General features: G+C 36.7%; 26 protein-coding genes and 1 tRNA gene. 12 read left to right on the top strand and 15 right to left on the bottom strand.

Going from position 1 to position 23,604, the window contains the following annotated elements:
- Positions 1-46 precede the first annotated feature (46 nt).
- The gene (locus FFONT_RS01070) at positions 47-1,507 is read left to right on the top strand and encodes a hypothetical protein (protein ID WP_148683469.1); all 1,461 of its coding nucleotides are present in this window, start codon (positions 47-49) and stop codon (positions 1,505-1,507) included.
- Positions 1,508-1,528: 21 nt separating this feature from the next.
- Positions 1,529-2,221 carry a hypothetical protein gene (locus tag FFONT_RS01065; RefSeq protein WP_014557358.1) on the top strand — a complete coding sequence of 231 codons (693 nt, stop codon included), beginning with the start codon at positions 1,529-1,531 and terminating at the stop codon, positions 2,219-2,221.
- Here the strand turns inward: FFONT_RS01065 and FFONT_RS01060 are convergent, their stop codons facing one another.
- The 5 genes from FFONT_RS01060 to FFONT_RS01040 all read right to left on the bottom strand — a co-directional run bounded on the left by FFONT_RS01060 (position 2,222) and on the right by FFONT_RS01040 (position 6,886).
- Positions 2,222-3,178 (bottom strand): radical SAM protein, encoded by a 957-nt coding sequence (locus tag FFONT_RS01060; RefSeq protein WP_148683468.1) that lies wholly within the window; start codon positions 3,176-3,178, stop codon positions 2,222-2,224.
- Positions 3,179-3,258: 80 nt separating this feature from the next.
- A complete protein-coding gene (locus FFONT_RS01055; RefSeq protein ID WP_014557356.1) occupies positions 3,259-3,975 on the bottom strand; it encodes a hypothetical protein in 717 nt (238 codons plus the stop codon).
- Entirely contained in the window at positions 3,975-5,261 is a 1,287-nt protein-coding gene (locus tag FFONT_RS01050; RefSeq protein ID WP_014557355.1) for an ATP-binding cassette domain-containing protein, read from the bottom strand. The genes FFONT_RS01055 and FFONT_RS01050 overlap by 1 nt, the downstream gene beginning before the upstream one ends.
- Positions 5,258-5,995, bottom strand: a complete 738-nt coding sequence (locus FFONT_RS01045) for an ECF transporter S component (protein ID WP_014557354.1) — start codon at positions 5,993-5,995, stop codon at positions 5,258-5,260. The genes FFONT_RS01050 and FFONT_RS01045 overlap by 4 nt, the downstream gene beginning before the upstream one ends.
- Before the next feature lie 27 nt (positions 5,996-6,022).
- Entirely contained in the window at positions 6,023-6,886 is an 864-nt protein-coding gene (locus FFONT_RS01040) for a 7-cyano-7-deazaguanine synthase (RefSeq protein ID WP_014557353.1), read from the bottom strand.
- Positions 6,887-7,231: 345 nt separating this feature from the next.
- Here FFONT_RS01040 and FFONT_RS01035 point away from each other — a divergent pair, with 345 nt between their 5' ends.
- The 3 genes from FFONT_RS01035 to FFONT_RS01025 are packed head-to-tail and all read left to right on the top strand — an operon-like array spanning position 7,232 to position 9,471.
- The gene (locus tag FFONT_RS01035) at positions 7,232-7,618 is read left to right on the top strand and encodes a hypothetical protein (RefSeq protein WP_014557352.1); all 387 of its coding nucleotides are present in this window, start codon (positions 7,232-7,234) and stop codon (positions 7,616-7,618) included.
- 16 nt (positions 7,619-7,634) lie between these two features.
- Positions 7,635-7,976 carry a hypothetical protein gene (locus FFONT_RS01030; protein WP_148683467.1) on the top strand — a complete coding sequence of 114 codons (342 nt, stop codon included), beginning with the start codon at positions 7,635-7,637 and terminating at the stop codon, positions 7,974-7,976.
- Positions 7,977-8,010: 34 nt separating this feature from the next.
- Positions 8,011-9,471, top strand: a complete 1,461-nt coding sequence (locus FFONT_RS01025; protein WP_014557350.1) for a B12-binding domain-containing radical SAM protein — start codon at positions 8,011-8,013, stop codon at positions 9,469-9,471.
- Positions 9,472-9,679: 208 nt separating this feature from the next.
- On the opposite strand, the gene FFONT_RS01020 is transcribed toward FFONT_RS01025, so the two are convergent.
- From FFONT_RS01020 to FFONT_RS01010, 3 genes are all read right to left on the bottom strand, one after another.
- The gene (locus FFONT_RS01020) at positions 9,680-9,997 is read right to left on the bottom strand and encodes a hypothetical protein (protein ID WP_014557349.1); all 318 of its coding nucleotides are present in this window, start codon (positions 9,995-9,997) and stop codon (positions 9,680-9,682) included.
- Positions 9,998-10,009: 12 nt separating this feature from the next.
- On the bottom strand, positions 10,010-10,555 hold the full coding sequence (locus FFONT_RS01015) for a hypothetical protein (RefSeq protein WP_014557348.1): 546 nt from the start codon (positions 10,553-10,555) through the stop codon (positions 10,010-10,012).
- 158 nt (positions 10,556-10,713) lie between these two features.
- A complete protein-coding gene (locus tag FFONT_RS01010) occupies positions 10,714-11,049 on the bottom strand; it encodes a DUF2258 domain-containing protein (protein ID WP_014557347.1) in 336 nt (111 codons plus the stop codon).
- 151 nt (positions 11,050-11,200) lie between these two features.
- Between FFONT_RS01010 and FFONT_RS01005 the strand changes: the two genes are divergently transcribed.
- The 3 genes from FFONT_RS01005 to FFONT_RS00995 all read left to right on the top strand — a co-directional run bounded on the left by FFONT_RS01005 (position 11,201) and on the right by FFONT_RS00995 (position 13,134).
- Positions 11,201-12,130: a metallophosphoesterase family protein gene (locus FFONT_RS01005; RefSeq protein WP_014557346.1), complete on the top strand. Its 930-nt coding sequence runs from the start codon at positions 11,201-11,203 to the stop codon at positions 12,128-12,130.
- Positions 12,131-12,212: 82 nt separating this feature from the next.
- A tRNA-Thr gene (locus FFONT_RS01000) sits at positions 12,213-12,299 on the top strand.
- A gap of 28 nt (positions 12,300-12,327) precedes the next feature.
- A complete protein-coding gene (locus FFONT_RS00995; RefSeq protein ID WP_014557345.1) occupies positions 12,328-13,134 on the top strand; it encodes a class I SAM-dependent methyltransferase in 807 nt (268 codons plus the stop codon).
- On the opposite strand, the gene FFONT_RS00990 is transcribed toward FFONT_RS00995, so the two are convergent.
- Complete coding sequence (locus FFONT_RS00990; protein ID WP_148683466.1) at positions 13,128-13,583, bottom strand: DUF371 domain-containing protein; 456 nt, start codon at positions 13,581-13,583, stop codon at positions 13,128-13,130. The genes FFONT_RS00995 and FFONT_RS00990 overlap by 7 nt on opposite strands.
- Before the next feature lie 83 nt (positions 13,584-13,666).
- Here FFONT_RS00990 and FFONT_RS00985 point away from each other — a divergent pair, with 83 nt between their 5' ends.
- Complete coding sequence (locus FFONT_RS00985; RefSeq protein WP_211206241.1) at positions 13,667-14,338, top strand: protein-L-isoaspartate(D-aspartate) O-methyltransferase; 672 nt, start codon at positions 13,667-13,669, stop codon at positions 14,336-14,338.
- Between the two features lie 74 nt (positions 14,339-14,412).
- Positions 14,413-14,592 carry a TFIIB-type zinc ribbon-containing protein gene (locus tag FFONT_RS00980; protein ID WP_211206240.1) on the top strand — a complete coding sequence of 60 codons (180 nt, stop codon included), beginning with the start codon at positions 14,413-14,415 and terminating at the stop codon, positions 14,590-14,592.
- A gap of 7 nt (positions 14,593-14,599) precedes the next feature.
- On the opposite strand, the gene speB is transcribed toward FFONT_RS00980, so the two are convergent.
- Positions 14,600-15,493 (bottom strand): agmatinase, encoded by an 894-nt coding sequence (gene speB, locus FFONT_RS00975; protein ID WP_014557341.1) that lies wholly within the window; start codon positions 15,491-15,493, stop codon positions 14,600-14,602.
- 282 nt (positions 15,494-15,775) lie between these two features.
- Here speB and FFONT_RS00970 point away from each other — a divergent pair, with 282 nt between their 5' ends.
- The gene (locus FFONT_RS00970) at positions 15,776-16,684 is read left to right on the top strand and encodes an AEC family transporter (protein WP_014557340.1); all 909 of its coding nucleotides are present in this window, start codon (positions 15,776-15,778) and stop codon (positions 16,682-16,684) included.
- 190 nt (positions 16,685-16,874) lie between these two features.
- The gene (locus FFONT_RS00965) at positions 16,875-18,809 is read left to right on the top strand and encodes a S9 family peptidase (protein ID WP_148683465.1); all 1,935 of its coding nucleotides are present in this window, start codon (positions 16,875-16,877) and stop codon (positions 18,807-18,809) included.
- 4 nt (positions 18,810-18,813) lie between these two features.
- Here the strand turns inward: FFONT_RS00965 and FFONT_RS00960 are convergent, their stop codons facing one another.
- The 5 genes from FFONT_RS00960 to moaA form a co-directional block, all read right to left on the bottom strand.
- Positions 18,814-19,968 (bottom strand): tungsten cofactor oxidoreductase radical SAM maturase, encoded by a 1,155-nt coding sequence (locus FFONT_RS00960; RefSeq protein ID WP_014557338.1) that lies wholly within the window; start codon positions 19,966-19,968, stop codon positions 18,814-18,816.
- Positions 19,969-19,970: 2 nt separating this feature from the next.
- On the bottom strand, positions 19,971-20,222 hold the full coding sequence (locus FFONT_RS00955; RefSeq protein ID WP_014557337.1) for a MoaD/ThiS family protein: 252 nt from the start codon (positions 20,220-20,222) through the stop codon (positions 19,971-19,973).
- Positions 20,223-20,312: 90 nt separating this feature from the next.
- Positions 20,313-22,130 carry an aldehyde ferredoxin oxidoreductase family protein gene (locus tag FFONT_RS00950; RefSeq protein ID WP_014557336.1) on the bottom strand — a complete coding sequence of 606 codons (1,818 nt, stop codon included), beginning with the start codon at positions 22,128-22,130 and terminating at the stop codon, positions 20,313-20,315.
- 94 nt (positions 22,131-22,224) lie between these two features.
- Positions 22,225-22,662, bottom strand: a complete 438-nt coding sequence (gene moaC / locus FFONT_RS00945) for a cyclic pyranopterin monophosphate synthase MoaC (protein WP_014557335.1) — start codon at positions 22,660-22,662, stop codon at positions 22,225-22,227.
- Positions 22,643-23,599, bottom strand: a complete 957-nt coding sequence (gene moaA, locus FFONT_RS00940) for a GTP 3',8-cyclase MoaA (protein WP_211206239.1) — start codon at positions 23,597-23,599, stop codon at positions 22,643-22,645. The genes moaC and moaA overlap by 20 nt, the downstream gene beginning before the upstream one ends.
- Positions 23,600-23,604: the final 5 nt, after the last annotated feature.

Genomic DNA, 23,604 nt, shown 5'->3' with positions numbered 1-23,604 from the left:
AAATTTGATGATCGTAGAAATATTATGGAAGAAAATTGTGAAGAAAATGAATAAGTTTAAAACACTCGCGATCTTGATAGTTCCTCTAGTGGGATTAATAGCAATAGCAAGCGTATTTGTATATGATCCGGTTCAAATCAATGTAAAACCAACGAATCCTTCAATTAAGTTCCAAGCTCCGCCACCTTCCTATCCAATGAGCCTTCAGAGAACCTCTCGAAGTGCTATTTGTTACACAGATTTTGAGCAGATGCCTTCTGGATGGAGTAACATCGGAGGAAACTGGAGTATTTCTCCAAATGAGGGTTATAAGGGAAATGCTCTATATGGAAAGGATAATGACGGAGGGATTGGTTATGCATCTCAATATTATTGGCAAACGAGCATAAGCAATTATAATTCGCTTTGGGTTTCCGTTAAAGTTAAGCTAGCAACAACTAATCCTGATGTTTATAAAGGGATAGCATTAATTGATAGCAATAAATCTCAACTTTACGAAATTTCAATATATAATGGTGAATTATACATATGGGGCTATTCAAATAGATGGGGATGGAATCAATTCAATTACTTTAGCATATCAAATTATAATGTGAATAATTGGTATATATTAGTTGTTAATTATGTATATGCATCATCTAGCATAAGCATATCTGCATACGTATATGATACATCTGGAGCTCTTGTTGCAAGTACATCAGCCACAATAAAAGGGCGTTATTTATTTCAACCTTCATATGTTGGGTTAGAAATTGATGATGTTACTAATAATTTAAGTGGTAGTGGTGTATATTTTGATGATTTCATAACATCTACTACTGATCCTAGATATGTAAACTTTCTTAACGTTCCTCAAGGTTATAAAATAGAAGTTTGGGATAATTTAGGAAATCTAATCAATTCAACTATTTCAACAGGAAATAATGTGCAGCTTTATATTTTGAGCGATATTGTAGTCGGAACGGGTTCTGGAGGTTCAATAATCATAGGAAGCAATGCTGGAAAATATACACTAAATTATACAGTTCCAAGCACAGATAGCATCTTGGGAGGAGATACTTATACATTGACAAGCGGGGTTCTTTCATTTTCATTTGGGGCAAATAAAACTTCTATTAATGTCAGTGCGGCTATTTCGGGAAATACATATAACATCACGGGATTTATTCTTCTTTCTATTATCAATACAGATAGCTCTTCATATTATGTTATTCTTTTCCTCAATAATATGACCGGAAATATGGGAAGCCTTAATGCAAATATCGCACTTTACAACTCGACATATACTTCTTCCAATTATATTCAAATTTCCAATGGGGCAATTTTAAGCAACTCCACAGGATGGGTTTCTATTCCACCAAATGGATATGTTAATGCTACCTTTTCAGGCTTCTTTACTCAGAGCTCTCAGCAAGCTACGCTTTACTTACAATTAGAATACTGCACGATGCCTAATAATCAGGGGGCATGCGTTTTCTATCCCGTTCAAATAACCGTAAATTCTTAAAAAATCTAAAAGGCGAAGAGCTTGGCTTCGCTTAAAGAAATTTTAAATTCGTACTTAAATAAAATTCCTGGAATTAGAGAATACTGCGATAAGGTGCTGAAGAGTGATAGGTGGGGAGGAAGCGCGCTAATGATGGTCATTGATGCTTCCTTCACCTCTACAGGCTTAAACTACTTCAACTCAATTCTCCCGAGAGCACTGGAGTTCAAAGAAAAATTTGTCGATGCTGGGAAGATAAAAGGCTTGAGAGACCTAGCTGGCGCAGATATCGATAATCTTCGAGCAGTGTGGAAGAACGAGAGGTCCTGGAATGTCGCAAAGGAAATAGCATTTTATCTATCATCCATAAATAGGGAAGACAGAGAAGCTCTCAGACTTTGGGCAAAGAGTGCTGTATTGGAAAAGTGGAGGGAGGATCTAATAGGAAGAATGAAAGGAATGGGAATCGTCACCTTTCAATATTTAAGGATGATGGGAGGGGTAGATACTATCGTGCCAGATAGAGTTGTCAAAAGATTTCTAAATGAAACCCTGTATAAATCAGGAGAAATTGCTGAAATAAATACAAAAAGAGATATAGAATTTGTCAGGGAAGCTGAAAGAATCGCTATTTCTTACGGATATAGACCCATAGAATTGACGTGGACGGCTTGGCTCGCTCAATTTGGAGAAGATAAAATTAAAAAATATACTGAACTACTTTTACAGTTCTGATCATTTCTTTCTGTTTTCGAACCACCTAACTATAAATTTCGATCCCGCATATTCAACAGTTTTTATCATTCCTTCAGCTTCGAGCCTTGCTATAACTCCTTCCGGATCGTTTGTTATTCCACTAAGTGCATTTAATGCGTACTCAAGCTTTTGGGGATGCACCGAAGTTACAGAGAGGATCCAGTCCTCCGAACTACCGTGCGCAGAAGGAGGCGGAGGCTCAGGAAGGTTGAGAAGTTCCACTTTTTCTTCTCCTAAGATTCTCTTAAATATTTCATGTGCCTCAACGAGCTTATCTGGACTCGGAGATTTTACGAACTGCTCCGCAGGAGGTCTTACTGGAATTGATATATATGCTTTAGCCGGATTTATTGAATTTATAAATGAGGCAACCTCCTCAATGCTTTTAGTCTCCGAATTCACTCCATCAACAAGCATGGTTTCAGTTATTAGCTTCCCTCTATAGGTCTTAGAAAATTCCTTTATTCCATCCAAAATGCTAGATAAAGATAGCTTAGGGTGAGGTCTATTTATTCTCCTCCAAACATCTTCTCTAGTTGCATCAACCTTCACAGATGCGAGGTCAGATTCCGAGAGATCGCTTCTCGCTCCTTCAAGGTATAGAAGAGATGAATTGGTAATAACTGCAACTTTTGGAGAAACTCTTTTCTTGATCTCACTTATTTCAATCCCTATATTTTTATCCAACAGCGGCTCGCCGTCCGGGACAAACGTAATATAGTCGACTTTTCCATTCAGCTCATTCACAGTCCTTTCGACATCGTTTACAATCTCTTTCCAATTATAGAATTCTCTCCGTTCAATTGAAAAATTCTCCGTCCTTCCAAGCTGGCAGTATATACATGAGTATGAGCAAGTTTTGTATGGTATGTTGTTCACTCCTAAGCTTAATCCTAGCCTTCTAGAAATTATTGGACCAAAAGTGTATTTTGGCATAGGCATTACCGATAATCTCAAATATAATTGTTGTGATGGAATTTTTATAATATTTATTGAACGTTCATTAAAACGAAACTTTAAAGATTGATATATTGAAAGATAAGCATCAAAGCGAAGTTGATTACGAAAAGAATGAAGAAAAATAAGGTAAATTTCTTACTCCTTCTCTTATAAATGAACCTTTTAATGTTCGATTCAAGCCTGTGTATATTTGCAATTGTGATCTGGTCAGACCTTTCAAGCTGTTCGGAAAATACAACGAAAACACTGCTACTCACGGGGCTTTTCTTCAATTCTTGCACCTTGAGTGAAATGACTGCGTCCTTGAGCTGATAAGGAATTAGTGACCAGAGAAGATAAGGGTATGCTATCTTTTTTGTAAAAAATCTAAGAATCGAGGATATGTCGCTTGGAGTTATAAGGCTAACGGTTAGCATAGCGATTAGAGAGTAGAACAGAGTTTTGTATAGTATTTCCGCGAACCAGGAAATTGATATTGTTCCGGAAAGAGCAAAAACTATCATTCCTGAAATTGCCATCCAAAAAGCGGGAATCGAAGAAATGATGATCATAGATGTAGGCTCCAAAAAACTTTTTGCAGAAAGGAGATAAATAAGGAAGATTTCAGCTATGAAGAAAAAACCAAGTATAGGTCTCTCGTAAAATGGTACTGCAATAGAAATTACAAAAAGAAGCTTTGAAAATATATGTGCCCTTCTGTGAGGAACGGAGGGGTTGATAAATATCGAATTAATTATTGTGTTCGCAAGGAAAGAGATGATCTCTCTAAGCATTAGTTCTCACTCAGCTTATTCACTTCAACAACTTCCGTAGCTACTTTTTCAACCTCTCTATCGTGAGATGAAATAATAAGAAGTCTGCCAGAATCTGAAAGCTTTTTAAATATATCTAAAACGGTGCTTTTATACTCCGGATCTAGACCTACAGTTGGTTCATCCATGAGAATTATCGGATGGTGGGAAAGAGATGCAGAAATCAACGAGATCAGCCTCCTCTCCCCACTACTCAGCTCCTTCATCTTTTTTGCAAAAATCTTAATTTTCAGAAGCCTTTCTTTTTCCTCTTTTTTTAAATTTCCTGCGAACAACTCTAGCTCCTCCTTTGGAGTTGGTTTGCTAAAGTATAGAAGCGGGTTGTCAGGAATAAATAAAGCACTGTGAGACATTTCTATTTTTCCCCTTTTTGGCCTAACAATTCCCGAAAGGAGCTTGAGAAATGTTGTTTTTCCAGAGCCATTAGGTCCTTTCAAGAGGATAATTCCCGGACCATCAAAGCTTAGGTTGATGTTTTTAAATATCGGAACTTTTGAAGGGTAATATTGATACTCAAGACCTTTTACCTTCACATAAGTCATTTTATTTAATCGATCAACTTCAATTCTTGAAAACTCCTCGACGTTTACTTCTTCCGCTTTTCTCGGGAGTTCTACTATCTTTTTAGGTATATTATCCCAAAAGGTAGCACCATGTCCAGTGATTATAACCGTCTTTCCGGCTTTCAGAAGAGAGAAGACCACTTCTTTAAAACCCTCTCTGGATTCCTCATCTAAATACGTTGTGGGCTCATCGAAGAGGAGAACATGCGCATTTAAAAGAACCCTTGAGAGTATAGCAAGCTTTTGAGTTTCACCTGCACTTAAGGTGAATGTAGTCCTCTCGTAAAGCCTTTCAAGATTAAAAAGCCTCAGCCACCCTTCAACATCCGCATCATCATTCCTAAACATCAAGCTTAAGAGTACCTCATCTTCTACAGTATCTCCTATTACTCCATCAGAAGGTTCTTGAGGGACTAGACCAACGTTTCTGAGTAGCACCTCGCTAGGCGAATCTCTTGGGTCTATGCCGTTTATCCTAACATTCCCTTCGACCTTAGCCTTTATCAGTCTTGGAGTATTTCCTGCAAGAACGTTTAAAATTGATGTCTTTCCTGTTCCAGTTTTCCCTATTAAGAGAAGAAGCTCCCCCTCATTTAAAGAGAAATTGATATTTTTTACTATTTGCTCATCATTCTTATAAGAGATGCTCAAATTATCAACGAAAACTTTCTGAGATATGTTCATTTCTTATCCTTATCCTCGCTTTTGTCCTCCTCATCTTCAATATAACCTCCTTTCCTTAAAAAGCTATATACTGGAATCGCTACAGCCGCTCCCACTAATGCCTGACCGAAGTTAACCGGTACCTCAAACACAGCGGCGATGCTCGGCCTTCCAGTCAGAGGGTTACTAATGAAAAATTCATAAAGAAAATATCCTGTGACCATGATCATTCCAGCCAGAAGAAGAGAAGCATATCTTGCGCCTGCTTTTGTCCTTCTTTCAATTATGAAGGGAATTATCATAATAATAGCACCAACTAATACCCAAAATTCCCAGGGAATATTAAATGAAAATGAATAGCTTGAAAGCGAAAGGGTCAGGTTTCCACTGAAGAATTTTATTCCTATAGCAGAAATTGCAACAAAGTAAATTAAGCTCACCAGCCAGTTAGCGATACTGCTATTGCTTCTTCCCATTTTTTTGAACAGAAGAGAGGCAACATATCCTTCTGTAAATTTTATTAATAAGGTCGCTGGAGCAAATATTCCGTATCCTGTGGTCGCATCAGCAAGTGCTGAGCCGATCCCCCCTGCAAGTCCAGTAGTTAATGGATCGGAAATCAGCGCACATACGTAAATAGCAGCTTCTCCCAAATTGAAATATCCACCTGTAAAAGGTTGTGCAAATTGAACTACTACAGTAAAGACATAAACTAAAGCAGTAAATACAGCAAACCTCACGATGTTAACCTTCATGTTAAGCCCCGTATTTAATATACATGCTTATTCTTTATTATAATTTGTTGAAAATTCATAAAATTTTTTACATGATTTATGTATATATCCTTTTTCTACTTTTATGAATTCTTCCCGATTTCCCGGTGGCTCACCATATATCGTGCAGTCAGGGATATTCGCTTTTAAGAAGGCCTTGTGCCTGTTTATGCAGCTTTCGCACTTACCACAATGAAAGTCACCATCTCTATAGCAGCTCCAAGTTTCGTAGATAATGTTTTCAGCAATATCATAGCATTTTCTTATATTCTCAGCTTTGCTCATGCCCTCTCTTATCGGGCTCCAGATCTCAAGCCTCCTATCTTTTGGAAAATGACATATCCTAAAAGAAGCCTGAAGACTTTCTATGCACTCAGAAGAGCAGTCGGGATATTTCGGACCACCGGCTTTTTCGCTAATTGAAGCGTCATCGGAATGAGCCCCATAAATTACGTATGCATTAAGTGATTCGTCTTCAGAAATGAGGGAATATGCGTAAGCAGAGGCTATAGAAAGCATTACTACATTCCTTATTGGAACGACGATGCTGGTCTCATACTCACTGCTGAGCTCCTTGCTCTTATCGATAAGCTGCGTCTTGTTCCAGAGATCCTTCATAAAGGAAATATCTAATATTTTATGCTCTATTCTTATACTCTCTCCAGCAAATTCCTTCAGTTTTTCATATAACTTTTTAGAGACTTCAACCTCTCTTGATGCTTTCTGCCCGTAGTTAAATGTGAGCAAATGAAGATCGCACCCTTCCTTGATCCATTTAAGCGTGTAGCAAAAGCTGTCAGGACCCCCGCTGAATATTGAAACTACTACGCATGGTTTTTTAATGATTGGCGATATTCCATCCAAATTTAACACCCTCAAAAATAAAGTATAAAAAATTTGTTTATAAAGAGTGATAAGCTTTTTCTAGTTTTCAAAGAATAAAACTCTCGATAAACGAGGAACATCTAATGCCCTTGTCTTTGTTTTTAACCAAACAAATTATAAAAAGCTTCAAAAAATTAATATCTTTATGCATAAAAAGCATTGATTACTAAACTTTCTAGAAATGATGAGCGACCTGAATATGAGCATTCATGCGATGATTTGCCGTGTGAGGTCTGATCTTTTCAAAAATAAGAAGAATATTTAAATCAGTAAAATAAGTATAAGTTTTTAAAGTTTGAAAAGTTTAATAAAAAACAAACAAGGAGATCTAAGATGACAAATCTAGGACTAATAAAATTGCTTCTGCTTACAGGACTTCCACTTTCCGCATGTGTTCTGTTCAGCATACTTTTCTACAACGGAAAGCCAATGAGTTTTAAAGAGCTTGTTGAAAAGAGCGGATATACTAAAGGACATGTATCCAACATTTTAAAGCTTTTGGAATCCTTCAATCTGGTGGAGAGGATTCCAGAAAGAAAGAAGGTCTATTTCGTAGCTAAGAAAGAAGGGATATATAATCATGTAGTTATGCATTTAAAAAGCCTTCAGGAGAATTTATCTTCTATTATTAACAACTTAGATGAAAAAGACAGAAAGAAGGCTCAAACTTTCCTTAGTGATTTAGATTTAATGCTTAGAAGGGTGAGCAAAAACGCCTAATGGAACATCTCTCAGAGTGAACGTTTTTACGAAAGATAACAGCATGCTAGATTTTTCTGGTACTTTTTCAGACATATACAGAGAGGCTCTAAATAAGGGAAAAAGCGTAGATTTTATAATCTTTACCCCTCTTTATGAGCCTAAAGCAGTTTTAACTGTGAAAAAATTCTTAGAAATGAACTTTTTCCTTGGAGTAAATATATATGTGAGGAAAGTAGACCCCAGCTTGGATGATGAGGCATTAGATGACATGGCGGATTTTACACTTGTAGATGAGCAATTTGAAAGCGCAATTTCTGCCCTAAAGAAAAAGGGAATACAATTTACAATTCTAAAAAGGGTGAATGAAAGTGAGTAATTTGGATATTGTTATTACCACTGATAGGACTATGATGTCTAATCATCATGGAAGGGAGTTTTTAGGCTTCGTTGCAACTGGTCCATCTATCGGGCTTCCAGAATTTTTATGGACCTGGATTTCTTCACCGAAGCCAAAAATAAAGGCTAACGGAGAGCCGAATGAAGCTCCGTATGGATTGAGAAAAGTGGAGGCAGTACTCTTAGATAAAGGATACAATGCATCAATTATAGATCCAAGCTATCTTAACAGATATGCTGATACTTCAAAGCTTCTTTTGGTTGGACATCATGACTTTTTTGCATATGGACCTCCAAGCAATGAATGGTGGCTTATAACAGGAAGGGAGCCTGTAAATAGAAAAAGCTTTAGAAGGCTTATGGAGAGTCCAGCTGTTAAAAAGATGAGAAGGAGAGGCGTGAAGATAATCGCAGGCGGACCAGCTGCGTGGCAGTGGCTTTATGAGGTAGAGCTTTGGAAAAAGTGGGGAGTCACATCTATTTTCGATGGAGAAGCTGAGAGGATTCTTCCAAATATAATAGAGAAAGCACTAAACAACGAGGAGCTACCATTTTATATTTATGCAGGTTCACATGACTCTCCAAGCATTGAGGAAATTCCTACGATAAAAAAAGCAAGCGTTAATGGGCTTATTGAAATTATGAGGGGTTGTCCAAGAGGATGCAAATTCTGCAGCGTAACGCTCAGACCTTTGAGATATATTCCTCTCGAAAAAATTGAAGAAGAAGTTCTAGTGAATGTTAGGAATGGTGTAACCAGAGGTTTAATACACAGCGAGGATATCCTTCTTTACGGCGCAGATGGAGTTAAGCCCAGACCTGATCCTGTTCTCAAGCTTCATGATACCGTGCTCAAGCACGTGAAAAGCCTTGCTTGGAGCCATGCAAGTTTAGCTGCAATAAAATATGCAGAAGAAGAGCATAAGCTCATAACGAAAGTTATGGAGAAGATCAGAGAAAAACAGGATTATATAGGGGTTGAAGTAGGTGTTGAAACTGGAGGATATGAACTTGCGAAGAAGATCATGCCTGCTAAGTCCGCTCCATACAAACCAGAAAAATGGCATGAAGTAGTAGAGGATGCTTTTAGAATTATGCATGAAAACAACATAATTCCTGCAGCAACGCTTATAATTGGGCTTCCTGAAGAAACGGAAAAGGATGTAATGGAGACAATTGAATTGATAGAAAAGCTCAGGCCATATAGAAGCCTTATAGTCCCAATGCTCTTCGTGCCTATGGGTAACTTAAAACATGGAGTAATGTTCAAGAGAGAGATGCTGAAAGACTCCCATATAGAGCTGATGTTCAAGATATTGGATCATTCCATATATTGGAGCGAGGAAATCATGAACCATTATTATCTGAAGTCAAGAGCGTATGATCCTTTAAAGTTCTTGCTTAGATTCTTTATTGGGTACGTAAAAAGAAAGACCGACAAAATAAGAAAGAATTTAATAATTGCCAGCACTTGAAGTTAACTGACCTACTCTCCTCAATTCAGGAATAAGTTTTTTAGAGCAATTCATAGGTTTTCCGCATCTATTCATGAACACTTTTTTTGAAGAAGATTGGAAAGTGAATGGATCCTTCTTGATCGCACAGAGAACTCTATTGCTTTGTGCTCGGGGCTAATCGTCATCACATTGCAAAGCTGATCATTAAGCTTTAATGACACTATAGCTAAATCCTGCTTTTTTTGATCGCGCTTATTCTGCTCATGACAAACTCATCAATAATTTCCAATATGTCCTTCTGGTGAACTCTCAGTAAGTGAAGCTTTATTCCCTTTTTAGAAAATGGTCCCTTTGAGCAAATCCCGCAGTAAAAATCTCCATTTGCTTCTTTAATAGTATTCTTTATGATATAATCGGTTAGCTCGCTTCCAAATGCCTTAAGACCCATCGGAAGGATCTGAGAAACTGAATTCAAATCGCCTTTGTTGAATAGATAGAGGTCTATTACGCTATATGTAAATTCTTCTTGCCATGGCTTTCTCATTTTTATCAGGTCTCATAGGGTTATCACTGCCGGCGGGAAGGAATTGTTTATTGCTTTATTTATCATGTGTGCTATAAAGCTCTTTATCACCGATTTCTCTTTCTCATACTTCCTTATTAATGCATTCTTGACTTCATGATATTTTTCAATTACTTCATCATTATTCGAAAAATTTTTTACCATTTCAAATATTATTGCTTCTATCTCTTCTTTTTTATCATTTTCATCAAGCATAAACATGATTAATTTTTCTAGCTTTTCCTCCCCAACCGATTGAATTATATCTTCTACTGTAAATTCTAAAAGATCATTGTATATATAAAAATTTAACTCTTTTGAATAAGGCAGTCTCCCCGCCCTTCTTAAGACCTCGTTAAATAGTATCTGAGCATATCCATCTGGCTCAATGCCTAAGTTAAGCTCGAAAGATTCATTTGAAAGAGATTTCTCAAATATGGCTGAGAGCTCGATATTGCTAAGTTCTGAAAGCTTGTAAAGGATATAACTCTCTTTGAATATAGAGTCATTAATTTCATTTGAATCACTACTTAAGCTCATAGCAAGCTCCTCCGATCCAATTATTATATAATATTATAAGTGCCTTTTTAATGAGAAAACCGCGTATTACGATATTTTTTCGTATTTGATTGCTCGATAACCTATTCTTATTCTCGCAAAATTATAGCTAACAAAATGGCAAAAATTTTAAATAGAGGTTATAATTTCAATAACTGCTTAAGTTCCTTAGTTACATTTCCGCTGAGTATATCATCTTTATCATAAATGGAGATATTTATATCTTTGAGGTTTAGGTTGCTGTCTGATATATCAAGAACGAGTTCTATATTTATAACAGCATCTTTTGGAATATTGTATTTATTTATCAGTATGTCATAAAGGCTTTTGTTGAGGTCAGTAAGCATCTGATTAGCGATTTTTGGCTCTATTTTCTTCTCCTGGTAAAGTTTCCTTAAAGCTGCATTAGTGGCCCTCCTAAGCTTTAAAGCATATCCGCTCATTCTCACCGGTCCTGTTTTTAATGAGACTTCCACCAAACTTCACCTATTTATTTTTATATATATTATATGCACAACTATAATTTATTTTTTTCATCTAGAAAATTGCTGTTCTTTGCTCTTTTAGTATATGCGGAGAAAATGCTTTATATTTCAAATGTTTTTAAAATAATGTCAGTGAGTTTCTGTGGAGATCGCAGAAGCAGTAGCTTCAATTATAAACTCTTACATAAATGATCCTTATAAGGTTGAAGAGAAGCTGAACTCATTTAGAATTTATCTTGAAGAAAGAAGCAGGAATAACGATAAATTTTATGTAAGAGAGGTAACTCATAGCGGTAGAGTCTTCTTTATAGGAGATCTCCACGGCGATTTTGAGACTTTAAAAAATATACTGTCAAAAATTGATTATAACAGCTTAGAAAAAGGAGATTTAAAGATTATTTTTTTGGGAGACTATGTGGATAGAGGACTATATCAAACCGAAACTCTCCTTTCAGTTCTTGAATTAGAATCTATGTACCCTGAAGAGATTTTCGTTCTAAGAGGGAATCACGAGCTTTTAAAGCATGCGCCTCCATATCCTCATGATTTCCCTACAGAACTTTATAGCAGGTACGGTTTCACTAGAGGGATAAGAATTTATAATACATTTGTCAGCTTGGTAGATTATTTAGATGCCGCAATTATATTAAATAAAAACATAATAGCACTTCATGGAGGGCTTCCAGTAACGACTTTTCAAAAGGTAAGTAATATCTATGAGTACCTCCTTGGAAGGAACGAAAGCGAGAAAATAAATGTAATTACAGAAATCCTTTGGAACGATCCTATTGAGGAAAACATAGACAAACTTCCTTCATATAGAGGAATAGGATACCTTTGGGGAAAGCAAGTGACCAATTGGGTTGCTGATAACTTTGGCATAAAAATGGTTATAAGGGGGCATGAATATACAGAGCTTGGCTATAAGATAAATCATGATGGACGTGTACTTACTCTCTTTACTACGAAGGGTTATCCGTACAAGAATAAGACAGGCGCATATGCAGTAATTGATCTCTCAACACAAACATACGAAGAGAACCTGATGGATAGCATACATTTTATTGAATAGATTTTAAATTTGTTTATATACGGTCAAAGTATAAAATTTTTAAATCCTCTTGTAAAAATCTTAATAGATAAAAACATTATATGCCGCCGTAGCTCAGCAGGCAGACGCAACGGCCTAAAGCGCCAGCCTTGTAAGCTGGTGGTCGCGGGTTCGAGTCCCGCCGGCGGCTTTTTTCACTATTTAAAAAATGATGAAAAATGTCTCAAAACCAACTTTCTAACAATAAAAACCTAGATAGCAGTTCAAGCTTCTTAGTGATAGGAGACATTGCATTAGTAAATTTAAAAAATGAAAATGAGATTGATCGTGGAAAGGAGCTCGCTGAGAAGATATTGAGAGTGAACAAATATATAAAAAGTGTTTATGGTAAAATTGGAACTGAAGGAGAATTTAGGGTTCCAAAGATAATACATTTGCTCGGGGAAAAAAAGACGGAGACAATAGCAAAGGAATACGGGCTCCTCTTCTATGTAGATATTTCAAAGGTATATTACAATCCGAGACTTGCAGAAGAGCATCACTATATATCACAAATTTCAGAAGATGGGGAGGTTGTGCTTGACCTTTTTTCAGGAATTGGAGGCTTCTCCATACATTTGGCTGCAGCAAAAAGAGCTATTGTCTTCGCAAACGACATAAATCCATATGCAATAAAGTTCTTAAATGCTTCAGTTTTGCTCAATAAAAAGAAGATAATTGGAGAGGTAATAGCTTCAAACCTCGAGGCTAATAAACTGCTTTTAATGATGAGCAAGAAAGCTAAGTTTGACAGAATAATAATGAATAATCCGACAATGATCGAAGGTTTTCTTCAAAACGTTAATGCCGTTGTAAAAACAGGGACAACGCTTCATATATATGCCCTTATAGTAAAGGACAAACTTGAAGAAAAAGTTAAGGGGATTGCGTCTTTGATCAAATCTTCAAGGATAGATTATATAAAGGAGGCAATCGAATACTCTCCGTCAAAATCTATCTACAGAATAGATATATCAGTTCAATGAAGTGATAATGAGTATACAATCAATCCTAAAGTGACCTTTTTACCTTCTCTTAATTTTTTTACGACTTCTCTGCTTAGCTCATTCGAAGACTTATCTGCATTTATGCATAGCGTCGAGCCATCGATATAGCCACTTTTTCTTACAATTATTTTCGAATCGCTGTTGAGTATGAGGTTTTCATTGCCCATACACGTTACGGCATCACTCTTTCCATCTACATATAGAATTAATCTCACTATTGTATTAGAATTCCTCAGGTTATTTTTCATATCTTCAGAAAGATCTTTTAATGATTTCGATGACTTTATACCTATTATGCAATTTCCCCTTTTTGTAAGATAATTATCCTTTGTAATTTCAAAAGTTGTCCTGTGGGTAGCTAAGACATTGTAATGTCCATAAGCGACGATCCAATCACTGGCTGCTACGATGAGTTTTATTTCTCTCAATGGCAATGCACCAATTTTAAGCTACTTTCTGTCTGTAAAAAATATTTACTCTTAACAAATTAATAATGATAAGAGGCAAGCGGATGAAGGAAAAAGAATGGGTAATAAAAAATTTGGAAAGCGAAGGATTTAGAATTCCAGAAAAAGTTAGAAGGGCTTTTCTAAAGGTTGACAGAAAGCTCTTTGTTCCTCAGCAATATGAAGATATGGCCAATGCAGATACTCCATTGCCTATAGGATATGGACAGACTATAAGCGCTATGCACATGGTCTTAATAATGACAACTCTACTTGATCCTGAAGTTGGAGATAAAGTCCTCGAAGTTGGAACGGGTAGCGGGTATCAAGCAGCCATTCTCGCAGAAATAGTAGCACCAAGTAACACAGAAATTAAAAAATCGGGTCATGTATATACTGTAGAAAGAATTAAAGAACTTGCTGAGTTCGCTAAAGAAAATTTAAAAAAGGCAGGCTATTGTGATAGAGTCACCGTTTTTGTAGGAGACGGCTCTCAAGGGTTGAAAGAATTTTCGCCCTATGATAGAATTATTGTAACCGCAGCCTCTCCAAAAGTTCCTGAAAGCCTAAAGGATCAGTTAAAAGTAGGAGGAACTTTGGTAATACCAATAGGTAGCATAGAATTTCAGTCGCTTTATGTAATTAGAAAAAATTCTGAAAAAACCTTCAATATTAAAAAAAGTATTTCGTGTGTTTTTGTTCCTCTTATAGGAAAAGAGGGGTTCGATGAAAAATAATTTTTCCAATTCTAGATTTTTAAAAAAAGTAATTAACCAATGATGGACAAGAATATAATAGCCGGGTGATTTCATTGGAAGAAGAAGGTAAGAATGAAGGTCTAGAAAGTATAATTTACATATGTGCAAGATGCGGGAGAGAGCTTAAACCTCACGATTTCGAGCTACTTCACAGCATAAAGTGCATTTACTGCGGTAGCAAAATTATTTATAAAGTCAGGAAGCCTTCAGTGAAAAAAATCAAGGCAATTTAATCTTCTATTATCTTTTGTTATAGATTTTATTAAGCTTTATAGCAGATTCTATCACAATTTTTGCTGCTAGAGCACTTGTTGCCTCTCCTGCATCTCTAATTGGATTCACTTCTACTATATCTAATCCTATTAGCTTCTCATTAACAAGAGGATCCAGTAGTCCAAAAAACATGTGCGGGTCTATCCCCAAAGGTTCAGGAGTGCTCACCCCAGGTGCGTAACCAGGATCTACCGCATCTATATCTATGGAAACATAAATTTTTCCAAATTTTTCCAACTTTCTTTCAATGTTCCTCGCAAACTCGCTTATTCCATACAGCCAGATCCTTCTGCTTGTTATATATTCAATCTGATTCTTCTTTACAAAATCCAGTTCTTCTTGAGAAACAGCTCTCGTTCCGATAAAAAGTAAATTTTTTGGTTCGAAATTATCAACTATTCTTCTCATTACTGTCGCGTGTGTTATGTTTGAATTCAAATACTCGTCCCTCAAATCAAAATGGGCATCGAACACAACCAACAAAGTGTCTTCATCAAGCAGTTTTGAAGAAGCGAGTGTCACGGTATGCTCTCCGCCAAGCATAAAAGGAATTCTTTTTTCTTCCTTAATGTCTAATAGCGACTCTGAAATAAGATCTATATTTTCCCTCACTTTTCCGGGAAAAAGCACCAAATCTCCTTCATCATAAATTCCATTTTCAGAAAAGTCTCCTTCATAGAGAAGCGAATACCATTCAAGGCTTTCAGCAATTCTCCTTATGGCCTCAGGTGCAAGATATGTACCCGGTGCATGTGAATTTGTCAAATCTAATGGTGCGCCTATTAAGCTGATTTTTGTTTCTTCTTTATTTTTATAGAGTCCGCCAAAGGGAAATTTTTTTAAGGCTCTAAGTTTCCACATTTTCAATACCTCTACCTAATACCATGATATCATTTTATTTAAAAATTATTAAAAACATTTTTTAACTTTACAAAAAATATTTTTTTACTAAAAATATTACCTATGAATCTACCTAAAGGGAAACCTCTTAGTTTAAGGAGAATAGAGTGTCAGAGGCGATGTTAAGGGAAAATGATAATTCAGTCTAGTTCACAAAAAAAACGTGAGCCTCCATTTTGAGGTTGGTGGTTGTTTGTTTAAATCCGGCTACTAGAAGTGAAAAATAAGAAGAGATGGTGAAGAATGGCGTTCGATTTAGTACCTGTGCTAGAGTCTATAGCATTGCTTTTTGCAATTATGTTTGCAGGCTTTTTCTACAAGCGTCTTTTCATAAACTATAACTGGTATCCAGCAACGGCAAAAATACTTTTCAATATTGTTTACTGGGTGCTCACCCCTTTAACATTCATAAACAATTTTTCAGAAAGCGGAATTATGAGTGTGCTCATTTTTCCCTTTGTAGCAATAACTACATTCGTTCTAATTGCAGGGGTAATTATTTGTAAAATGTCGTTCAAAGATAAAGAAACGAAATATGTAGTTCTAATAAATAGCGTCAACCAAAACAACTTATTTATAGGATATCCTGTCCTATATTCAGCTTTTAGAAATGCAACTATGTCTTTATATTTTGGGCTAATATCGTTTATATATGCAATACTTATTCCAGATATTATAGGAAGCGGTAAAGTGTTATCAAAACGGATTATCTTGAATCCTGTGATCTTGGGATTTTTTATGGGAAACGTTATACACTACGCTACTCCATATATCGCTTCAAATATTCCGATTCTGCTTTTCTGGGCTCCAAAAGCCCTTGTCTATTTATCAATATTTGTAATGGGAATGCAACTAACTTTCGGTACAGACGTATTTAGAGGGAGCTTCAGAAAAGCGTTTTATGTTATGGCATTCATGAGGTTTGTCCTAAATCCAATAGTCTACCTTCCATATATTTATATATTCCATATTTCACAGCTCTATAGGTATGAAACAATATTGCTTGGGATAATGCCACCCGCAACGCTAAATACGATAATGGCTTTAAAATATAACTGGCACCCAAACTTCACAGCTTCGTCAACGCTCATATTGACAATAATCAGCTTAATATTGGCAACAATTTTGATTATGCTTTTTGGAATAATCTAATTTTTTTATCTAGTCGGTTTTCCTTAAATTATGATAACCTAATTAGATAATTATGTTAGAGATTTTCAAAATTTCCTCTCAATGTTAGCTTACAAATGGAACCTTAAATTACTAATTAATAATGCAAGTGCTATTAACATACATAATTTTTAAATAAATAGACTTGTTAAAAATTTAAAAGGTGGAATTTATGGGACTTAAGATAGAAGATCTTGAAAAGATAACATTCGTATCAGATCCGAAGATTTCTCCTGACGGAAAGAAGGTCGCTTTTGTCACAACAAAGCCCTCCATTTCTGACAATAAATACTACTCGAAACTTTGGATATATGACATTGAAAAAGATGAATACTATCACGTAACAAACGGACCGTCGGATTTTTCCCCATTCTGGGCAGGAGATTCGAACAAGATCCTTTTCCTATCTAGAAGATCGATAAAAGAAAACGAAGAGGGACTAGAGCTTTGGGTTCTCGATTTAAAGAACAAAACGGAGCCTAGATTGGTGTTCAAATATGAAAAAGGCTTCCAGATATTCGGGCATCACCCTTCAAAAGATAAGGTCTTAATAAGCCTACCGACGCTTAAAAAGAAAGAAGAGATAAAAATAATAGATGAAGTTCCTTTTTGGTTCAATGGTCAAGGATATATATATGGAGAAAGGAATGCGCTTTACTTTTTAGATCTGAACAATGGGAATCTAGAAAAGCTTACTGAGGGAAATGAAGAAATAGGTTTTGCTCAAATTAGCCCTGATGGAAAGAAAATTGCTTACATTTCTGCGGAAGACCATATGAGGCCTTACAAAACGGATATAAAGCTAATTAATTTGCAAACAGGAGAAGTAACAAAGCTCACTCAGGGACAGTTTTCGATTGAAGATCTAGCCTGGGATCCAAATTCTTCTAAAATAGCTTTTAGAGCTAGCGATTTCACCCATGGTCTAAATTCCCATATAAAGCTTTGGATAATGGATCTATCAAGCGGACAAATAAAGAAGATTACTTTAAGCGACTGGGACATTGCAAATAATATGAATTCTGATGTTAGAGGTCCCTCCTCTCAGGGAAAGCTCCAATGGAGCGAGAAATGGCTCTATTTCCCGTTCAATAGAGGAAGAATAGTTTCCCTTTATAGAACTGATGGTATAGGAAGGATTGAGCCAGCCGTAGAAGGTGAATTTACGGTTGAGGACTTTACATCGTTTAAAGATAGAGTGGCTTTAACAATAATGAGCTCTACGAGACCTGCAGAGCTGTACATTTATGAAAACAAAGAGTTGAGAAAAGTTACGAGCTTTAATGATGAAGTTATAGAAAAAGCTAAGATTCAGGCTCCCGAGTACTTCAGGTTTACTGCTTCTGATGGGAACATCATAGATGGATGGGTTCTCAAGCCAACAACATTCAAAGAAGGTGAAAAGTACCCGGCTATATTATACATTCACGGCGGACCTGCAACTGCATATGGCGAGAGCTTCATGCATGAGTTCCACGTACTATCTGATGCGGGGTTTGCGGTAATCTACTTCAATCCCAGAGGAAGCGCAGGATATACCGAGGACTTCAAGGATATGAGAGGAAAATATGGTACAAGAGACTATCAGGATTTAATGGAAGGACTAGATTACGCGATTAAGAACTTTTCCTTCATTGATGAAAATAGGCTTGGAGTTGCTGGAGGAAGCTATGGCGGGTTCATGACAAATTGGATAATTGGTCATACTAATAGGTTCAAAGCGGCAGTAACTCAGAGGTCAATAAGCAACTGGATAAGCTTCTATGGAACTTCTGATATAGGCTATTACTTCGCTGAAGATCAAATAGGAGGAGACTTAGGGAAGGATCTATGGACAGGTAACTTAATAGAAGTATATTGGGACAGAAGTCCATTGAAATATGTCAACAATGTCAAGACACCAACACTTATCCTTCATTCAGATGAGGACTACCGGTGCTGGATAGATCAAGCATACCAACTATTCACAGCATTAAAGCTTAAAGGTGTGGAAACCAAGCTCGTAATATTTCCAGGTGAAAACCACGAGCTCTCAAGAAAGGGCAAACCTAAAAACAGAGTTGAAAGGCTCAATCAAATAGTTTCATGGTTTAAAAAATACCTCTAATTTTTTAAAAGTACTTTCCGTACATATATTGAGGAATAGGGCAGAAAATCAGTCTTCTTGACCAAAGACAATCAGCACAGCTGGGCTCATTACCCCAGCAGTCTATATCGCTTGTTTTTACGAAATCGCAAGCATTTCTCAGTGGGCAATCAGTACACGAAGGATACATATAGTTTTTCATGACAAATCTGAACTTCGAGTATTTAGGATCGAGCCATATATCCTTAAGGCTCCTATTCTTCACATTTCCGAAAGAATAAGCATTAACCTTTTTCTTCCTTCCAAATATGTATTCATAGTAAGTATGAAGGAACCTGTAACAAGGCGAGACCTCGCCATCCCATCTAATTACAACTGCATTGTTCTCATCAAATTCGCATCTCCTCTCAGTTTTTAACTCAAAGTAGGGGATCTTTATATAAATTCCATAAGATGATATTTTTTCCAGTTCATCAACTATTTTACTCATGTCTACTTTCCCGTCATAGACGATATCGTTCACCTGTTCTTCAGTCATTGGCAAGAGATTCGATATAAGCATCGAATCAACTCCTAATTCATTTAGATATTTTGCCATTTCTGGCAACTGCTTATAGTTTTCTTTCGTTGCGACAACTTCCACGCTGATAGAAGGCTTTGGAAGTACACGTCTTTTTTTCTCCTCAATTATTTTCTTGATATTTGCACCTGTTATTTCTGAAGTCACATGCCCCAATCTAACCTGATTTGACTGAACAGGAAGGGCATCCATTGAAAAATAAATGAGATCAACTTGCTCATTGATAAGAAAGTCTATTAAAGATTTATTCAAAAGCGTTCCATTAGTTGAAAGCCCTAAAGCATAGCCTCTATCTTTTATTTCTTTAACTGCATCGGTAAATTTCGGATATACGGTAGGCTCTCCTATTCCACCAAGAAAGATCATTTTTATGCTTGGAAATTCCTGTGTATCGTTCAATATTTTTAAGAAGAGATTATAGTCCATATCACCTTCTTTATCTTCCCAATACTGCTTAAAGCACATTTTGCACTTCAAATTGCACCTCGTAGTTAGCTCAATATATAGGTACTTCATGTTAAGCGAAGGTCTTAAAAAAACAGTCGAATCCCATAATTCTAATGTATAATCGGTCTCTAATTTTCTCTCGCCTTTACTCATAATTACCCTCCGCCTACTTTAGGAAATATGCTCACTACATCGGTGTCATTAACTTTTGTATCGAGGTCATTTAAATGTACAATGTTTATTCCATTAACCAATATAAGGTAGCCTTTTTCAAGAAATCCTTTGAAGCCTGGATACATCGAATCAAGTTTTTCTATAATTTCTCTGACAGTGTTTGCATTTTCTACTTCAAGCTCTTTCTTATTAGTTAATTCATAGAGCATTGCGAAAAGTCTTACCTTAACCATTTCAATTCATCTTAATAAAAATCTTATATTATTGTGTATTTAGCAAATTTTTTAAAGAAAAATTTAAAAAAATATTTATATATATTCATATTAAGCAAACTGCTCCAATTCCAATTCCTTAAGCTTTTCTCTTGGAATCCTCCCGTCTTCGGTCCATCCTCTCATCTTGTAGTATCTCGGAAGCATTTCTTTTAACCTGACGACTCTTCCTTTGTTTGGACCTTCAGGCATAGGTTCTTCTAAGAACCTCTTTGGCAATGTATCCTCTTTTAGCGGATCGAGACCTGCTTTGAGGTTGAATAGTCTTTCTGCGTTCCAAATCCTCTCTCCGATCTTCAAATAATCTTCCGTTTTCAGGTTCCATCCAAGTGCAGCATTGAGTAGATCGGTATAATCATCCGCACCGAGCCCGAATGTCGTAAAGAGGCAGAGACCTGCAGAGTCAATAATTGCAGTGAGGTGCTGGAATAGAAGCAACATGTTTATTTTTGCATCGCTAATATCGTGGGGATCCATCTTGTACGGATATCCCAGAATTTCAGGGCTAATCATGTAGTTCTTTACATGGCATCCTCCTCTATTATTCGTTGCATACCCCAAGCCATGTCCCTCTGCCCCTCTGGGATCATATGCTGGAAGCTCCAATTTCTTTACTCCCATAAAATACTGCTCGGCATTATATTTCTTTGCTAACCTATATCCTCCTTCTGCGAGCTCTTTTCCAAAACCTTCTTTCTTCACAATTTTTTCAATATAATAGTGAAGTACTTCGGTGTTGCCCCATCTAAGCGGAGGACCTTTCTGTAAATCTTCCTCCTTAATATATCCTTTTTCATATAGCTCCATAGCTGTAGCAATGGTCCCTCCAAGAGATATAGTATCAAGGCCGTATTCATCCGCTAAATGATTGGTTTCAACTATTGTGGCAAGATCATTTATTCCCAACGTGCTGCCTAAAGCATAGATCGTCTCATATTCTGGACCTTCTGTTTGACCAACTGTTGGGAGCTTTGTAACTCTTCCGCATCCTATTGGGCATGCAAAGCACGGATTATTCCTTACAAGATATTTCTCTGCAAGCGCTTCTCCGCTCTGCTCATATGCATATTGGAAAACTCCTGTCTGGAAGTTCCTTGTTGGGTATAGACCATTCTCGTTTATTATATTGACGAGAACTGCGGTCCCGTACTTTGGAAGACCTCCTCCGCCTACAGGGTCATTTCTAATTTTGTTGACCTTTTCCCTCACGACATTCATAAACTTGTTCTTATCTGCTACGGGGATTTCCTTGCTACCCTTAACAGCAATGGCCTTGAGCTTTTTGCTACCCATAACTGCCCCTGGCCCTCCTCTTCCAGCTGCCCTGTGCACGTCATTCATAATGTTCGCAAATCTCACCAGATTTTCACCAGCTGGGCCAATTCCTGCAACCCTCAAGTGTTCCTCATTCAGCTCCTTCTTTATTATTGCCTCTGTTTCGCTCATTTTTTTGCCCCACAGATGAGATGCGTCCCTCAACTCTACATGTTCGTCATTTATGTATAGATAAACGGGCTTGTCTGAGGCTCCTTCAACGACAATCGCATCATATCCAGCCTTTTTAAGCTCAGCTCCAAAGTACCCTCCTGAATTAGAGAACGTTATGTATCCTGTTAAAGGACTCTTGGTTATAACGTTGTACCTACCTCCAGTAGGAGCCGGTGTCCCTGTTAACGGTCCTGCAGCAATAATAAGCTTGTTTTCTGGACCGAGCGGATCAACCTTCGGATCCATTTCTTTTAGAAGTAGATAAATTCCAAGTCCTCTACTGCCGAGCCATTTCCTAGCTACTTCCTCTTCATAAGTATCAACTTTTATCTCTTTCTCAGTAAGATTTACCCTTAAAATCTTACCCCAATTCCCATACATTATTTCCTTACCTTTAGAATTATTTTAAGAAATATATAATGTGATTCCAATATATAAATTTTTTAAGTTTTGATCTAACTATAAAAATTCTTTTTTACTTTTTAATCTTTTTAACTACTTTAATTTCCCTTATCTCTGTTGTTGGATACTGACCATTTTCATCCTTTTCATATTTTTTAACCATGTCCCATATGTTTAAGAGTGCACTCGCAACACCTACAAGTGCTTCCATTTCAACTCCAGTTTTACTGACACTTCTTACTGTAACATAGACTCTAATTCCATCTTCCTCAAATTCATACTTTGTATCGACATTAGTTATAGGTATGTTGTGAGTAAGAGGGAGGAGCTCGGGAGTCTTCTTCACTCCTATAATTGAAGAAATTGTCGAAACCGAGAATACATCTCCCTTTTCAACTCTTCCGCTTTTCATGAGTTCAAGTGTCTCTTTCTTTAATTTTATAAATCCAGTTGCCATCGCTTCTCTGTAAACGCTTTCCTTCTCGCTAATGTCAACCATTTTGGTGCACATTTTTTTCACCTCCAAATTTGAAATACGGCTCCCTTAATAAAACGGCTTTCCTCAATCCTTCAGCAACACCGTCTTCATCTCTATTTTTTATTTCTTTAAGTATGTCAACATACTTGTCCTCAACGAAAATACAGGTTTTAATTCTTCCTTCAGGTGTTAGCCTCAGTCTCGAGCATTTGCTACAAAGATAAGGATTCCCATATCCTATAATTACTGTAACCTCTACTCCATTGGGCAAAACATATACAGGCCTGTTTTGAAATTCTCTTATATATTTTTTTACGGAAACTTTTTCAAGATATTCAAATCCACTTTTAACTTGAAAATGCTCCCTTTCGTATACATTTTTCGGAGTGCCTAAGGGAATAAGTTCTATTAAGTTCAAATTAACGCCTTTGCTTGATGCAAAATCAACTATTGACTTAAGCTCATTTTTGTTGGAGTTCATCAGTATGAAGTTGAGCTTGATGTCTATACCGTAGCTTAAAGCTTCATTAATCCCTTCAATGACCTTCTCCAGATATTTCCCATTTGTTCCAGTAAGGTACGAAAATGTTCCCAGGTTTAGAGAGTGAAGACTCACATTCGCCCTCTCCAGACCAGCTTCAGAGAGATCTTTTGATTTTTCCTTGAGAAAATATCCGTTTGTCGACATAGTTACATGAAGGCCGTTTTCATTTAAAGCACGAACAATTTCATGCGCGTCCTTCCTCACTAGAGGCTCTCCACCTGTAAGTTTATAATTAACTATTCCGAACTTCTTTGCAACTAGAGATAGAAAGCCATAGTCATCTGGAGAAAGAAGCTCATCCCTAGGTATTGCAGTCAACCCTTCATGGTGGCAGAAGATACAGGAGAAGTTGCATCGAGATGTAATTGAAGCTCTAAAGCTATCAACTTTCCTTCCGAATCTATCGACCAATTTATCGTTTTGCAAAACTA

The organism is Fervidicoccus fontis Kam940 (genome assembly GCF_000258425.1).
Lineage (GTDB): Archaea > Thermoproteota > Thermoprotei_A > Sulfolobales > Fervidicoccaceae > Fervidicoccus > Fervidicoccus fontis.
Note: the sequence above shows the minus strand (reverse complement) of the source record. Positions and strands in the feature narration are given on the sequence as shown.

Bases quoted from the DNA above. Each gene is read 5' to 3' on its own strand.
- FFONT_RS01070 (WP_148683469.1), top strand. From the start codon at position 47: ATGAATAAGTTTAAAACACTCGCGATCTTGATAGTTCCTCTAGTGGGA.
- FFONT_RS01060 (WP_148683468.1), bottom strand. From the start codon at position 3,178: ATGCCAAAATACACTTTTGGTCCAATAATTTCTAGAAGGCTAGGATTA.
- FFONT_RS01055 (WP_014557356.1), bottom strand. From the start codon at position 3,975: ATGCTTAGAGAGATCATCTCTTTCCTTGCGAACACAATAATTAATTCG.
- FFONT_RS01050 (WP_014557355.1), bottom strand. From the start codon at position 5,261: ATGAACATATCTCAGAAAGTTTTCGTTGATAATTTGAGCATCTCTTAT.
- FFONT_RS01045 (WP_014557354.1), bottom strand. From the start codon at position 5,995: ATGAAGGTTAACATCGTGAGGTTTGCTGTATTTACTGCTTTAGTTTAT.
- FFONT_RS01035 (WP_014557352.1), top strand. From the start codon at position 7,232: ATGACAAATCTAGGACTAATAAAATTGCTTCTGCTTACAGGACTTCCA.
- FFONT_RS01025 (WP_014557350.1), top strand. From the start codon at position 8,011: ATGTCTAATCATCATGGAAGGGAGTTTTTAGGCTTCGTTGCAACTGGT.
- FFONT_RS01020 (WP_014557349.1), bottom strand. From the start codon at position 9,997: ATGAGAAAGCCATGGCAAGAAGAATTTACATATAGCGTAATAGACCTC.
- FFONT_RS01015 (WP_014557348.1), bottom strand. From the start codon at position 10,555: ATGAGCTTAAGTAGTGATTCAAATGAAATTAATGACTCTATATTCAAA.
- FFONT_RS00995 (WP_014557345.1), top strand. From the start codon at position 12,328: ATGTCTCAAAACCAACTTTCTAACAATAAAAACCTAGATAGCAGTTCA.
- FFONT_RS00985 (WP_211206241.1), top strand. From the start codon at position 13,667: ATGAAGGAAAAAGAATGGGTAATAAAAAATTTGGAAAGCGAAGGATTT.
- speB (WP_014557341.1), bottom strand. From the start codon at position 15,493: ATGTGGAAACTTAGAGCCTTAAAAAAATTTCCCTTTGGCGGACTCTAT.
- FFONT_RS00970 (WP_014557340.1), top strand. From the start codon at position 15,776: ATGGCGTTCGATTTAGTACCTGTGCTAGAGTCTATAGCATTGCTTTTT.
- FFONT_RS00965 (WP_148683465.1), top strand. From the start codon at position 16,875: ATGGGACTTAAGATAGAAGATCTTGAAAAGATAACATTCGTATCAGAT.
- FFONT_RS00960 (WP_014557338.1), bottom strand. From the start codon at position 19,968: ATGAGTAAAGGCGAGAGAAAATTAGAGACCGATTATACATTAGAATTA.
- FFONT_RS00955 (WP_014557337.1), bottom strand. From the start codon at position 20,222: ATGGTTAAGGTAAGACTTTTCGCAATGCTCTATGAATTAACTAATAAG.
- FFONT_RS00950 (WP_014557336.1), bottom strand. From the start codon at position 22,130: ATGTATGGGAATTGGGGTAAGATTTTAAGGGTAAATCTTACTGAGAAA.
- moaC (WP_014557335.1), bottom strand. From the start codon at position 22,662: ATGTGCACCAAAATGGTTGACATTAGCGAGAAGGAAAGCGTTTACAGA.